At 40.1% G+C, this 14299-nt stretch carries 13 protein-coding genes and 2 tRNA genes; 7 read left to right on the top strand and 8 right to left on the bottom strand.

Features of this window, described 5'->3' with window-relative positions; all coding sequences use genetic code 11:
• Positions 1-55: 55 nt before the first annotated feature.
• The 5 genes from V7O61_RS04895 to V7O61_RS04915 form a co-directional block, all read right to left on the bottom strand.
• Positions 56-835, bottom strand: coding sequence for a cohesin domain-containing protein (locus tag V7O61_RS04895; protein WP_407282566.1), 780 nt, complete (start codon positions 833-835; stop codon positions 56-58).
• A 13-nt stretch (positions 836-848) separates the two neighbouring features.
• Positions 849-1052: a hypothetical protein gene (locus tag V7O61_RS04900; RefSeq protein WP_023844159.1), complete on the bottom strand. Its 204-nt coding sequence runs from the start codon at positions 1050-1052 to the stop codon at positions 849-851.
• A 38-nt stretch (positions 1053-1090) separates the two neighbouring features.
• Positions 1091-2332, bottom strand: coding sequence for a 3-isopropylmalate dehydratase large subunit (locus V7O61_RS04905; protein WP_407282565.1), 1242 nt, complete (start codon positions 2330-2332; stop codon positions 1091-1093).
• A gap of 172 nt (positions 2333-2504) precedes the next feature.
• Positions 2505-2879, bottom strand: a complete 375-nt coding sequence (locus tag V7O61_RS04910) for a transcriptional regulator (RefSeq protein ID WP_023844157.1) — start codon at positions 2877-2879, stop codon at positions 2505-2507.
• A 423-nt stretch (positions 2880-3302) separates the two neighbouring features.
• A tRNA-Ile gene (locus V7O61_RS04915) sits at positions 3303-3379 on the bottom strand.
• 186 nt (positions 3380-3565) lie between these two features.
• On the opposite strand from V7O61_RS04915, the gene V7O61_RS04920 reads away from it, so the two are divergent.
• Positions 3566-3640: transfer RNA gene (locus tag V7O61_RS04920), tRNA-Ala, on the top strand.
• A 41-nt stretch (positions 3641-3681) separates the two neighbouring features.
• On the opposite strand, the gene V7O61_RS04925 is transcribed toward V7O61_RS04920, so the two are convergent.
• Positions 3682-4509, bottom strand: a complete 828-nt coding sequence (locus V7O61_RS04925; protein ID WP_407282564.1) for an archaellin/type IV pilin N-terminal domain-containing protein — start codon at positions 4507-4509, stop codon at positions 3682-3684.
• 268 nt (positions 4510-4777) lie between these two features.
• Here V7O61_RS04925 and V7O61_RS04930 point away from each other — a divergent pair, with 268 nt between their 5' ends.
• The 4 genes from V7O61_RS04930 to V7O61_RS04945 all read left to right on the top strand — a co-directional run bounded on the left by V7O61_RS04930 (position 4778) and on the right by V7O61_RS04945 (position 8062).
• A complete protein-coding gene (locus V7O61_RS04930) occupies positions 4778-5332 on the top strand; it encodes a peptidylprolyl isomerase (protein WP_407282563.1) in 555 nt (184 codons plus the stop codon).
• A 12-nt stretch (positions 5333-5344) separates the two neighbouring features.
• Positions 5345-5725: an OB-fold nucleic acid binding domain-containing protein gene (locus V7O61_RS04935; RefSeq protein ID WP_407282562.1), complete on the top strand. Its 381-nt coding sequence runs from the start codon at positions 5345-5347 to the stop codon at positions 5723-5725.
• 75 nt (positions 5726-5800) lie between these two features.
• Positions 5801-6952 (top strand): sugar phosphate nucleotidyltransferase, encoded by a 1152-nt coding sequence (locus tag V7O61_RS04940; RefSeq protein WP_023844153.1) that lies wholly within the window; start codon positions 5801-5803, stop codon positions 6950-6952.
• Between the two features lie 81 nt (positions 6953-7033).
• The gene (locus tag V7O61_RS04945; RefSeq protein WP_023844152.1) at positions 7034-8062 is read left to right on the top strand and encodes a flippase-like domain-containing protein; all 1029 of its coding nucleotides are present in this window, start codon (positions 7034-7036) and stop codon (positions 8060-8062) included.
• A gap of 4 nt (positions 8063-8066) precedes the next feature.
• On the opposite strand, the gene V7O61_RS04950 is transcribed toward V7O61_RS04945, so the two are convergent.
• A complete protein-coding gene (locus V7O61_RS04950) occupies positions 8067-9743 on the bottom strand; it encodes a radical SAM protein (RefSeq protein WP_407282561.1) in 1677 nt (558 codons plus the stop codon).
• A gap of 711 nt (positions 9744-10454) precedes the next feature.
• On the opposite strand from V7O61_RS04950, the gene ilvD reads away from it, so the two are divergent.
• Both ilvD and V7O61_RS04960 read left to right on the top strand, forming a co-directional pair.
• Positions 10455-12116, top strand: coding sequence for a dihydroxy-acid dehydratase (ilvD, locus tag V7O61_RS04955; RefSeq protein WP_023844150.1), 1662 nt, complete (start codon positions 10455-10457; stop codon positions 12114-12116).
• A 117-nt stretch (positions 12117-12233) separates the two neighbouring features.
• The gene (locus tag V7O61_RS04960) at positions 12234-12410 is read left to right on the top strand and encodes a hypothetical protein (protein ID WP_084323960.1); all 177 of its coding nucleotides are present in this window, start codon (positions 12234-12236) and stop codon (positions 12408-12410) included.
• A 32-nt stretch (positions 12411-12442) separates the two neighbouring features.
• Here V7O61_RS04960 and V7O61_RS04965 read toward each other — a convergent pair whose 3' ends face one another.
• Positions 12443-14278 carry a hypothetical protein gene (locus V7O61_RS04965; RefSeq protein ID WP_407282560.1) on the bottom strand — a complete coding sequence of 612 codons (1836 nt, stop codon included), beginning with the start codon at positions 14276-14278 and terminating at the stop codon, positions 12443-12445.
• Positions 14279-14299: the final 21 nt, after the last annotated feature.

The raw sequence follows: 14299 nt of genomic DNA on the forward strand, positions 1-14299 counted from the left end.
TACAATCAGGTTAAAAAATCTTAAAGAAAAGTGAGTCATCCCTTAAACTCATTTTTTATTTTCTTTTTCTGTCAAGGACATATGCCAGGGCCAGAAATGTAATTGCTGCAACTGTAAGTATACTGATGTTTGATGTACTGCTCTCAGCTTCAGGTGCAGAAGCCTGCTGAGTTTCAGTGCTTTCTGCTGTGTCCTGAATACTCTGAAGTGTTGTTTCTTCTTCAGCAGTCTGAACAGTTCCCTCACCTACAGGGGAATCTACATTGTCATCCTCTCTGTCAATTATGTTTAACTCAGTACCTTCTTCGTTGTCGTTATCTCTGTCAGAAATTTCTTCTTCACTGATACTTATGAGTGCATCATAGGTGACCGCATCTATCTCATCACCTTGGTTGTCCCCTAAAATGATATTTTCGATTCTGATTTGACAGGTTCCCGTCTCTTCGGATGCTTTCAGTTTTATGGTACAGAAAGTGCCTTCATCCGATGTACCATCGCCCATAATAAGGGTACCATAAATTTCAGTGGTAACTCCCTCATTATTGTCAATGTTTCCGGGGTTGAACATCACTGGTGAGCCCGTGCTTGAAAGGAAATCTCCTTCGTCAATACTCTCTATGGATACGAGCGAACAGTCATAGTTCAGATCAAACTGGACACCTGCAACCAGTGTATCAGGCTTGACATATACATCAAGTGTAAACTCTTCTCCGGGGGCTACAGTCTCCACTGATGGAAGTACACTGGCACTGGTAGCAGCGCTTACAACTCCGCAGAGGCAGATTACACATGCTACCAGAATAATCCCAAAGAGATTGAGCGTTTTACCTGTCATTAACACATCCTGCTCATTCAAGCTTCTGTCTTGCAGTTTCAAGCAAAACAGAGCATTCGTCCATTTTCTTTGCAGCACTTCTGACATCTTCGGCTATATCTGCATATCCTGCAGCTTCAATTTTTCCCGCCCATTCATTGAAACTCTTGCTGTGGCTGTCATTATGTTCTATCCAATGTTCCATTAGGTGCTCAAGTTTTGGCTTGTCAAGTTCCATTTTGCTAACTCCACTGTTATATATGTGTTAATAAGATATCAGATTTCGCGCGGATCAGTAATCTCACCGGTAAGGGCAGACGCAGCAGCAGTTGCAGGGGATGCCAGATAAATAAATCCGCCAGTACCCATTCTTCCCTTAAAGTTCCTGTTGGCTGTAGATATGCAGGTTTCACCTTTGCCGATAACTCCCATGTGTCCTCCAAGGCAAGGTCCGCATCCTGGAGAACCAATCACAGCTCCTGCTTCCAGCAGGGTCTCAATAATACCCTTTCTGACAGCTTCTATCAGCACATTGCGGGACGCGGGTACAATGAGTGTACGTATGGCTACCTTTTCTCGTTTAAGGATGGATGCGGCAACTTCAAGATCTTCCAGCCTGCCGTTGGTACAGGTACCTATGAATGCCTGGTCAAGTTTTGTCGGCTTTATGTCACCTATGTCATTGACGTTGTCAACCTGGTGTGGTAATGCAATTTGAGGTTCAAGTTCATTTACATTGAAGGTGTATTCATCCGAGTATACAGCATCTTCACTAGCATAAACAGGCTCATATTCTTCAGATGCTATTCCTTCAAGGAAGTCAAATGTCGTTTTGTCCGGTGGTATAATTCCGGCTTTACCGCCCATCTCTATGGCCATATTGCTGAGTGTCATACGTCCTGACATGGACATTGAATCAATTGCAGTTCCGTAGAATTCAGCAGCTTTGTAAGTAGCACCTGCAACACCCAGTGTGCCTATTATTTTCAGGATAAGATCCTTTGCATAGACTCCGCTTTTAAAATTGCCCTCAGCTGTTATTTTTAAGCTTTCAGGAACCTTGAACCAGAGTTTTCCTGATGCAAATATCTCTGACATGTCTGTGGCACCTACGCCGGTTCCAAAGGCTCCGAATGCGCCGTAGGTACATGAGTGTGAATCTGCACCTACTACAAGTTTTCCAGGGAGGGCAAATCCGTTCTCAGGGAGTAACTGGTGACAGATTCCTTCTCCTACATCATAGAAATTACTTATTTTCTGCTCTTTTATCCATTCGCGGATCTCGTGGTGGAGTGCAGCAGTGGTATCTGTGTTTGCAGGTGTCAAATGGTCAAAGGGAATAATTATCTTATCAGGGTTCCAGACCTTTTCTTCTTCCATTTCCTTGAATGATTTAACTGCAAGGACACTTGTACCGTCATGTGCCATGGCAAAATCCACGTCTGCGATAACAAAATCGTTTGCTTTCGCATTCTTGCCGGATGCACGGCTAAAAATTTTCTCACTTATAGTGCTCAAAAGATTAACTCCATTATATAATTGCAGATTAGTGTAATAGCGATGATACACTACCTTATTAACTTAAAATCTTCGATAGAAGCAAATTAGTATTTGATGATATGCTCTATCTGTAAAAAATAGTTTTTGCTGCATGAAGCAGCAAAATAGTTTAATTGGCTAAATCAAATGATTATGCAAGCCTTTTCAGCTTTTCAATATTATTGAGTACGTATCTGCTTTCAAGAAGCACTCTCTGCTCAATGCTCTGCACAATATCTTCCAGTGGTGTGACAAGTCTGTATAATTTAACAGGTCTGCCTTTTCCTTCTGTTTTCTTTTCTTCCCGAATGTCCACCCAATTGTTGTCTTTAAGGTATCTCATTGCAATACTGACTTCAGGTTGTCTAAGGCTGGAATTCTTTTCTATTTCACGGGAGGTTATTTCTTCTCCACTGGAGAGGCAGGCAAGAGTCAGGGCTACAGGTCTGTTTATATCTAATTTCCTGAGCAGTTCTACGATCTCATACTCCTTTTCACTCATGCCAGTTGGTTTTTTCTCTCTCATTGTAAATCACCGATTATATGAATTGTTTCGTTTTGTTCGGATTCGTTCATTCAGGGCTTTTACACAGGTATTTCTGTTTTTGGAATTTGGTATAGTGCTTTTTAGTCCTGCCTGTACCCTGAAATATTGTTTACACTAACCACTATTATAAGTAGTTATTATATATTAATATTTTTTATATTAAAATAGTAAGTCTTTAACATCTATTTTTGATGATATATTTTCGTCCATAAGATAATCAGGGTATGAATATTTCTGATAGTCATAAAAAGAAATAGCAAAAGAGCTAATGGACGATTTTAGGCATAGATCCGGGTATAAATCAGAAAATGCTCAGAAAAGATTAGATTTATGGGATTGAAAATTAATTAACATATAACTTCCTTGAAAACAATTATTAACAAAGAAAAGTACAGGTTTGATTGGTGGGCCCGCTGAGATTCGAACTCAGGGCCTCACGGTTATCAGCCGTGCGCTCCACCTAGCTAAGCTACGGGCCCAATTTGCCTGTGTTATGCGTTTTGTGTGTCGCCTTCATCACGCGACACTCCAAATACGCATCCAAATACTTTAACGTTTCGCTCGGAATCGAAAAATCAAAAGAAATTTTTTAGACAGAACCTATTCGTTGTAATTTTATGGCGTTAGCTTTATGATACATAATGTGTTCTAAGGCATGATATTCCGGGCTGGTAGATCAGGGGAAGATCGCTACCTTGGCATGGTAGAGGCCTCGGGTTCAATTCCCGACCAGTCCACCACACTTTTTTACAGATGCCGTTCAATAAGATCTATATTTTTCTTATGGGTAAAGCTGCACTGCTTCATAGCTTCCAAATGTCGTAGGGAGAATAAAGTCTGCATTTGTTGAAGCACCTGCTTCTGGTGTCATTGCCAGATTTATTGAGGCGCGAGGAATCAGGTTAAGTCCTGAAGATTGCAATGAAGATGCAACATTCATCTCATAGAGTGTTGTGTATCCTGTGTTGACTGATGTTGGGGATACTGTTGCTACATAGATTACTACAAAATCTCCTGTTGTAATTACGGGTGAAGATTGTGAAAAAGAGTCATCTTCATCTCTGATTGTGTCAACTGTAAAATAGTATTTTGCATTTGTATAGGTTACATTTATTTCTGTGTTTCCTATGGTTGTGTTCTCTGTTACAAGTTTATAAAGGTTTACATCCTTATCTGCGCTGAAGCCTGACATATTTCCATCAAAATCTGCGCGTGGTGCGAGGCTATTCCTGTTGCCCGCATAAATTACATTATTTGTCTGGTACCCGTCTGTAATACTTATAACAAGGGCAGAAAGATCAACAGGTTCGCTTGCAGCCCTTAATCCAAGTGTTATTTTGAGGAGATCGATCGAATTTGCCATATCCGTACTGCTGTTCTTTGACCGGAACCCCTCAACCTTCTGTATCATAAGGTTAGATGAAACTTCTTTGGTAGCTTCCCTTCCTGTATATTGGGCTTCCTGTTGTAAAACTCCTGAAGTTGTTATCAGTACTGCTGCGGCAACTGCTGCAACAAGAACCATTGCAATAAATATAATAAGAGTTCCAATTCCTATTTGGGCATTTGTGTATGAAATAAACTTTTTAAATATGGGTAGTTGTCGCATCAGCTTCACCGAATAATTGGTTTATGAGTTGTATTACTCGTAACAATTGCACAATAATTATGGTATTACTTTATATATTAATCTTTTCTTGACAATTTACATTCGTAAATACATTTACTAACAGCAAAATAGTTTAAATTAAAAGATTTTCAGTAACCTTATATAGCAAAAACCTACTCATGTATGTCTGTATCAATAATTCTTGTTGTGGGTTATGAGTCTGCTTCCAGTGTTATGAAAAGTATTAATTAACTTAATTGGTGATTGTGTGAAAAAAATATTCCTTCTTTTACTTTTAACAGGTATGCTGCTAACAAGTGGTTGTACAGATTCTGACAACCCTGCTAACTCCAGGGTAGTACAAATAGGTGACAATATTTCTGTAAATTACACCGGCATGCTTGAGGATGGAACTGTTTTTGATACTTCAAAAGCAGATATTGCCCAGGAAAATGGAATTTACAATTCTCTCAGGGAATACAAACCTCTTTCTTTTGTTGCAGGTGCGGGTCAGATGATCGATGGTTTTGATGCTGCTGTAATTGGTATGAAAGTAGGTGAAGAGAAAACTGTTACAATTCCATCTGAAGAAGCTTATGGTGAAGTGAAGGATGAACGTATTATATCATACAAAGTTGAAGACTTTGAAGCAGTAAATATGACTCCTGTTGTTGGTGAAACTATATATGCCCAGGGTTATCCGGGAGTTATTCTGAATGTCAACGAAACAAACGTGACAGTTGACTTTAATCATCATCTTGCTGGTAAGACTCTTATCTTTGATATTGAACTGGTTTCAATAGAAGGATCTGAAGATGCCTGATCAGGTTTGATTATGGAAAAAGAAGAAAAAATTGTAGTTATTCTTTTATGCATGGCCCTTTTCTCTCTGGCCATTGCATATACTTATTTTTATTCCGGGAGTCCTTCAGATGATTCTATTTCTTTTAGTTCATCTTCTGTTCCAGGGGATAAAGTAAGGCTTGAAGGTGATATTCTCACAAAACGCTTCACTTATTCAGGTGACCATTTGCTAATGGATGTGGATTATGGTTCAGGTTCAGTTAAAGTGTTTGTACCATCAGGCAGCGGTTCCAATGATGTTGACTCGATGGTTGAAGTAAATGACAGGGTACTGATATCCGGAACAGTTTCAGAGTATGAAGGTGAGATTGAAGTTGTTGTAGATAGCAGTAGTGACGTAACAGTCCTTTAATTGCTTTCGGATTCTATATTTTTTAGTTTAATAATCCGCTAAACATATATGTAAAAAATACCCTCATACTAAAATATGAAAGCCTGTATTATGTGTGGTGGAGAGGGGACAAGGCTTCGTCCCTTAACTTTTGCCCGTCCAAAACCAAGTATTCCTATTCTTAACAAACCGTCTGTTGTACATTTAATAGAACACCTTTCAAAAGAAGGTTTCAACGATATTGTAATAACCCTCGGGTATATGGCTGAAAAAATCGAGGAGCAGTTAGGTGATGGGAGAATATTCGGAGTCCATATCGATTATGTTTATGAAGATGAAAAACTTGGGACTGCCGGAGGCGTTAAGAATGCAGAGGAATATCTTCGTGACAGTCCGTTTATAGTTCTTGGAGGCGATCATGTACTCAACCTGAATTTAAGGGAGATGTACAGGTTCCATGAAATGACGGATGCACTTGTAACAATCGGGCTTTTATCCATTGATGATCCTCGTGAATTCGGTATCGCAGATATGGATGTGAATAACAGGATCAGACGTTTCCTTGAAAAACCAGGGCCCGGTGAAATATTCAGTAATCTTGCAAGTACAGGTATTTATGTATGTGATCCGGAAATATTTGACTGGATTCCGGAAGGCAAACAATATGATTTTGCGAAGGATCTTTTCCCGGATATACTTGAGAAAAAACGGAAGATAAACGGTATTCTTGCCAGGGGCAGATGGACTGATGTTGGAAGCCCACAGGCTTACAGGCAGGCACAACGCTGGATGTTGGAGTCACTCCCCGGAACTACAATTGAAGGTCATTTTAAAACACTGGATGCCCGTATAAAAGGTCCTGTTTCTCTTGGTCATAACGTGACTGTCGGGTCCAATTCTGCGATTGTGGGTCCTATAGTTATTGGTGAAAATACGACTATAGGTGATAACGTTCTTATCGGACCATATACGGCAATAGGTTCCAATTGTACCATCAACAATGATACTCGAATATTATCTTCTTATATGTTCAATAACGTGTCAATAGGGCATAATTCAAATGTTTCCGGTTCTATTATTGATAATGGTACTGTTGTAGGTGACAACTGTAGTCTTGAAAACGGAACTGTTATTGGTCCGGAAGTCAATATCGAAAATGATGTTACAGTTCATTCTAATGTGAGGATCTGGCCAAAAAGATCTATCTCCACAGGGACAAGTGTAAAAGAAGATATGCTTGGTGAATGAATTTCGTTGATTGTAATTATATAGTATTGATTGTGTATGCATTGATTCATACACATCACACATTTATGCAGGGTTGGGGTCATGAATAAAATTGAGAAATGGATTCTCATATCTTTACTAATAAGTCTTGTATCGGGTTTGATCGTTGTTGCATTTACTTTTGATTCAAATACTTTGTCTGCCCTTATGCAGATAAAACCTGTTTATATCTTAGCTGCTGCATGCGTACATGCTCTTAGCTATGTAGTATGGGGTATGCGTACACGTTCACTTTGTAAAGCACTTGGTTTTGATGTTGGCTATACTAAAGCTTGTGAAATAGTAACATCAGGTACTCTGGCAGCATCTATCACGCCTTCTTCTTTAGGTGGTGAGCCTTTAAGAATCCACCTCCTTCATGAAGAAAAGATTCCACTAGGAAGAGCCACAGCTGTTGTTCTTGGGGAGAGAATACTTGATGGCATACTTATCCTCGCTTTAGCACCAGTTTCCATATATGTCATACGCGGTGTTCTCAATGATTCTGTTTTTGATGCCATGTTTATCTTTGCAGAATTAGGTCTTACTTTCATACTGTTTCTTACCTTGTATGCTATATGGAAACCAGATCCAACTAAAAATGTAGTTTATTTTGTTGTAAAGAGGATGGCTCCGTTTTTGGGAAGGAAAACAGATGCTGCATTAGAAAAAATCATAAAAAGAGTTGACTCTGAGCTTGAGCATTTTCATGACAGCATTTCAATATTGCTAACTGATGGCAGGCGTGGGCTTTCTTTTGGAGTCTTATACACAATAGTCTTCTGGTTTGTAGATTTCTCCATGCTTTATGTGATATTGCTTGGTCTTAACCAGCACCCTGATCCGCTCATAGTCTTTGCATCACAGATTATAGTTATGGTCTTACTTGTCATACCTGCAACTCCTGGTGCAAGCGGAGTTGCTGAGTTTGCAGGAACAACTGCTTTTTCTCTTTTCATTCCGTCATCATTACTTGGAATTGCAGTAATTGCCTGGAGGGCTTTCACTTTCTATATGAATATTTGCGTAGGTGGTTTTGTTAGTTTCAAGATTTTGAAGGATACTGATTTTATCAAGAACTTCCTAAAATAGGCTTTTAGAAGCCGATGTATGGAAGTAATTCTTCTTTTCCCGTCCTATCAACAAAATCTTCTGCGTTTTTAAAAGGCATTTCCCTATTGATAAGATTGGCTTGTTTCTTACCTATTCCTGGCAGTTCCTGTAAAAGTGACATTGAAGCAGTGTTGATGTTCAGTGGATATGGTATTCCTGTAATGGATCGGTGGCCATGTCTTGTTACTGTAACATCTATGAACTTTCCAAGTTCCTGGTTTGCGGGAATTCCTACAAGCAAGGGGTATGATCCCATCTGCCTGCCAAAACAAATTCTTTCGCTATTTAATTCACACATCAGGTTCTTGAGTACAGTACCTGCAGGAATTATTTTTTTGAGCATTGGCATATCGATTTCTTTTCGGATCTTTTCCTTATATTTCAGGAATATCTGCTTGTGCTTTCTTACAAGTTCGTCATTCCCATACATATGGGTGCCTGGAAATGCCATCACCTGGCGTATATTTATTCTTCGAAGGAGAAGATCTTCGTCAAGAACTTTCTTGAGGAATTCGTAGTTTAGTTCAAATGTCTTTTTTGATTCTCCCATAAGTCCGTGAACAATATTGATTCCTGGGAGGAGTTCAGGCATTCCGTTAACTCCTCTGCTTCTTCCTGCATCATTAATGATTTTGATAGCTTCAAATATTTCCTCAGGCATTGCTTTAAGACCATTAGCTCTTACTACTTCAGGATCCGCGCTTTCCATTCCAAGTGCCGCCACATCTCCCGGTGTATGATATTTTACGATGGTTTTAAAGATCTCCCTGGTTAGTTCCGGATAAGCTGCAATTGTTCCTGGATTGGCATTATCCATGTGGAGTACTTTCAGATCGGGCGCAACGTTTCTGATTCCTTTGTACAGGGAATGTATGGCCTGTGGATCAGGTTCAGGCATTTCTCCTCCTTTGTCCTTTGCATGATAGCTTAGAATGTCAGGCTGTCTTCCTATTCTGAAAAACTTTGCACCGTGTTTATAGAGTTCTGAAACTTCTGATACGACATCCTTAATTGGCCGGTAATCCGAGTTTCCGTATGATGGTTCCGTGCAGAATGAACAGTGCTGCTTACGTCCACAACCTCTGTATGTTTCAATTTCACACATCACATTAGGATAATCAGGATGTTTTTTGATAATAAAACTGCCTTTTGTACTCCATCTTCCTATCTCTTCAACGGTTCTGAATCGATGTTCAAAATCTTCCGGAGACTGTGCACTGTCTCCTGTTGTATCAAAGACAAAAGCCTCTATGTCCTTGCTTGAAATACACACATCTGTGTTAGTTATAATATCACATTCAGCTTTCTTTCCACCTTCCAGCGAGAAACCAAGCCTGATGGGTCCTCCCAGTATTTTAGTTCCATTGGTGGCACTGAATATGCTTTCTATCTCGCCTAAATTGATAGGTGTTGAACGCAGGTATTTGCCTGGAACTGTCATACCGGCAAGAACTACAACTATGTCTGCCCGATTTATGAGTCTGGGTGCCTCGGTGATATCTTTGCGCAGATTATCAATTGTAAAATATGCTATATTTTCTTCCTGAAATCCGTTTTCTCTTAAGGCACCTGCTATGTATCTGATGTATGGGGAAATGTAAGGTGGAACTCCGAAACATGCCGGCTCGTCCACATATCCGTCAATTATTACTGCTCTCATGCTTCTCTTCTTGTTTTTTACTAAAAAATCAGATTAATATGTGTACGAAATATTATCTTTATTGCATTATATTGGATATGATGTATCTATTACTTTGTATATATGCAAGTATCTATTTTCTATTATATTTGTTTTATTTGTGTGCTTACTGTTGCTGTTTTTCCATGGTTGTGTATATTTCCCATCAATTTCCAATATGATGTCCTATAGGTCTTTAAGCATATTTAATCAGACGGTCAGTATATAATGGATTAAACAAAACAGTTTTCAACTATGTCTTTTGTTGTTGAATTGCTGTTCAAATTGAGGATGTCAGGATTATAATTGCAAAATGAAATTATTGACAAATCTGCTTAGTACGGTGGCAATTCTATTTTGAGTCTATTAACGATACACTTACTGAATTCTTCATTTCTGATGCTGCATACATGTAATATTATGTCAGCTATTAAAGAATACAATATGTATGATTTATATGAAATTCTGTAAGCTTATTCATATTTGTATGCACACGCAATATGTCATAAATATCTTCATGATATGGTATATTATGCTTTAGTATTATACGTATTAAAAACGGTTAGCATTTGTTGTTGTATTTGAATATTCACATTTCCAATGTTTTGGCGGCACACACTTCTTATATATTCCTTTTTCCATTACCTATATTAGTTGTAAGCATGCTGTGAATGCATCAAACGAGGTTTTCCAATGAGAAGTGACAAGACAAAGAAAGGACTCGAACGCGCGCCTCACCGTTCTCTTTTGAAGGCAACCGGTGTAACAGATTCTGAAATGAAAAAGCCGTTCATTGCAGTTGTAAACTCCAGGAATGAACTCATCCCCGGTCATATTCATCTTGACAAAGTTGCAGAGGCCGTAAAGGCAGGTATCAGAAGTGCCGGTGGTGTCCCATTTGAATTCCATACTATAGGTATTTGTGACGGAATTGCCATGGGTCACGAAGGAATGAAATATTCCCTCCCAAGCCGTGAGGCAATCGAAGATTCCATAGAGCTTGTCCTTCAGGGTCACCAGCTTGATGGAATGGTTATGATAACAGCATGTGACAAGATTACTCCCGGTCACCTTATGGCAGCAGGAAGCCTTGACATTCCTGCAATTGTGGTTACAGGCGGTCCAATGATTCCGGGTTATGTTGATGATGAGCCAAGGGATCTCATATCTGTATTTGAAGGAGTCGGAGAATGCCAGTCTGAAAAAGTATCAGATGAAAAACTGAAACTCCTCGAAGACTGCTCATGCAGTGGTGCTGGTTCATGTGCCGGGATGTACACTGCAAACACCATGGCATGTATGACTGAGGCACTTGGTATGAGTCTTCCAGGGTGTGGAACTGCCCATGCAGCAGATGCTAAGAAAATAAGGCTTGCAAAAGAATCAGGTGAAAGGATTGTTTCAATGGTTAATGAAGGTCTTAATCCTCGTAGCGTTGTCACAATGAAATCATTTGAAAATGCCATAATGGTAGATATGGCAATCGGTGGCAGTACTAATACTACACTTCACCTTCCTGCAATTGCCCATGCCTTTGGACTTGAGCTTAGCCTTGATGTATTTGACAGGCTCAGTAAAAGCACTCCTCATCTTATCTCTCTCAAACCTGGCGGAGAAAATTACATGCTTGACTTTGAAAGGGCAGGCGGTGTCCAGGCAATCATGTCCAGGCTCCAGTCCAGTCTTAATCTTGATGAAAAAACAGTTAATGGTAAGACTGTTGGGGATAACCTATCAGAGCTTATCATTGTAAATCCAAAACTCAATGCAAGAATTATGGGTACAATGGAATCTCCAATCCATGAAGAAGGTGGAATTGCCGTACTTAAAGGAAGTCTTGCTCCTGATGGATCAGTTGTCAAACAGGCAGCAGTTGACCCAAAGATGCTAAAGCACAGTGGACCTGCAAGGGTATTTGACAGTGAGGAAGATGCAATGGCTGCAATCCTTGCCAAGAAGATTGTTGCCGGTGATGTTGTTGTTATACGCTATGAAGGTCCAAAAGGTGGTCCTGGAATGCGTGAGATGCTATCTCCAACATCAGCTATTGCCGGAATGGGTCTTATCGATAAAGTTGCTCTTGTTACAGATGGTCGTTTCTCCGGTGGAACCCGGGGTCCATGTATCGGTCACATCTCTCCTGAAGCACAGGAAGGCGGTCCCATTGGTCTTGTAAAAGAAGGCGATATAATCGAGATAGACATTCCTGCAAGAAAACTTGACCTGAAGGTATCTGAAGAAGAGCTTGCAGAGCGCAGGAAAACTTTTGTCCCGTTGGAAAAGAAGGTTACCGGTTACCTTGCAAGGTACAGAAAATTTGTAAGTTCCGCGAACAAGGGTGCTATTATCGAATAGTGCCATTTTTATTTTTATATTATAATGTGTCAGGGTAGATCCTAACAGATATGCTCTTTCTTTCTTTTTTATGCTTGACCGATGGATTTTTATTTAAAATTACAAGACTATTCCTTAATGGAAAGAGTGGGTATTTGTGCTATATGTGGTTCTGTATCCGGTCTGAACACATGTAGTCTATGCGGCAGGCTTGTTTGCAGTAGTTGCTTTGACACTTCCCGTAATGTTTGCAAACAATGCTCATCAGGAATTATCTTTTCAGAAATGTCTTCTGAAAGATCCGGCCTAATCTGATGTTCACATCCAGTCCGATATCACTACTGGTTTTACTTTAGTCTGTGAAGCTGTTCAACACCATTTTCCTGCTTAAGTATGAGTATTTCTCTTGCAACCAGTTCCTGTATCTTCCTGTCAATGTCTTCCTGACTGAACTGGCGTGATACCAGACTCTTTATGATCTCTTTTTTAACTTTAGCTCCGCGTGGCATATACATTAGAATATTGGTTTCCAGTTTGTCCGGCTTAGTCCCTGCACTCTGATTTACATCAGGTGAAACTTTTGATGCTTGCATCTGAGCTGTTTCAGTTTGTATTTCAGGTGCAGCTTCTGTTCCTGTATTAAATGGTGGCATCGATTCTCCGGCAATAGGCGGCATTTCAGGTGCTTTCATTTCCGGCATAACTAACTCAGCTTCATTTGTATCTGGCATTGCTGGTGATCCTGATGTTTCTAGCTCCGGCATCGCAAATGCCGTTTGTCCCAGCTCCTGTTCCGGTGGCTTAAACTCTGGCATCTGGAACTCCGGTTGTTCTGCTTCTTGCTTCGGTGGCTTAAACTCTGGCATCTGGAACTCCGGTTGTTCTGCTTCTTGTTCCGGTGGCTTAAACTCTGGCATCTGGAACTCCGGTTGTTCTGTTTCTTGCCCCGGCGGTTTCAATTCTGGCATCTGGAATTCCTGTTGTTCTGCTTCTTGCTCCGGCGGTTTCAATTCTGGCATCTGGAATTCCGGTTGTTCTGCTTCTTGTTCCGGTGGCTTAAACTCTGGCATCTGGAACTCCTGTTGTTCTGCTTCTTGCTCCGGTGGTTTCAATTCTGGCATCTGGAATTCCTGTTGTGTCATTTCTTGCTCCAGTGGTTTCAATTCTGGCATCTGGAACTCCTGTTGTTCTGCTTCTTGCTCCGGTGGCTTCAATTCTGGCATCTGGAACTCCTGTTGTTCTGCTTCTTGCTCCGGTGGCTTCAATTCTGGCATCTGGAACTCTGTTTGTTGCATTTCTCCTTCAGGGGGCATGAATAAAGGATTTTTTTCAGCCTCTTTTAAAGAAGTGTTTTCAACTTCTGTTTCCTTATGTATTTTTTCTGCAACCAGTTCTGAGAGTTTATGCTCGTGTGGAATTTCAGCATCTACCGAACTTTCCCTCTTCATTTCAGGTATAGGTGGGTTAAATGTTTCTTCCGTATTTTCAAATAAAACTGTACTTTCTTTTGGAGTTATCTGTTCCTCTACGCTGATATTTTCCATCGGATTGAAGTTCTGCTCAGTGGTTTCAATCGATGGTGCATTGTTGGCAGTTTCCTGTATATTTGTTGCTACTGCTGGTTCAGGGATTTCTGTTTCAATCATTCCCATATCTTCAGTTTTGAAACTCTCCATCTCAAGTTCATTGCTGGTATTTTCACGCATATCTTCCATGTTGATATCGGTACCATTCATAACCGGGACAGGCATGTCCGGATGATTTGAACCAATATTTTCACTTATGTTCTGAGTGCCAATATCCTCCGCGAGTACTTGTTCAACAGGTTCCGGAATTTCATGACTGATAATATTCTGTGCAAGATTATCCTGTGGTTCATGTATTTGTTCAGAAGTTTCCTGTAGAAGGGGCTTTAAAGATTCCTGCATCAATGGTTCATTCTCTTGTGCAGGGCTTATTCCTGCAAGTTTGTTTTCCATTTGTTCAAGTCGGCTGAATATTGTATTAACATCTTTTTTGAGAATACTGAATCCTTCGCTCCAGGGAATAACTTCTTCTGAAGAGAAATTATCCACGGCGTCAAGTTCTCTTTCTATAAGCTTTCTGATGAACAGGCTTTTGTTTTCAATTACGTCCAGTTTGTCAAAAAGCTCATCGGACATGCTGATAGTAAGTCTTTTCATGATATGTCTCTCCCTGAAACT

This window comes from Methanolobus sp. WCC1, assembly GCF_045690315.1.
GTDB classification, from domain to species: domain Archaea; phylum Halobacteriota; class Methanosarcinia; order Methanosarcinales; family Methanosarcinaceae; genus Methanolobus; species Methanolobus tindarius.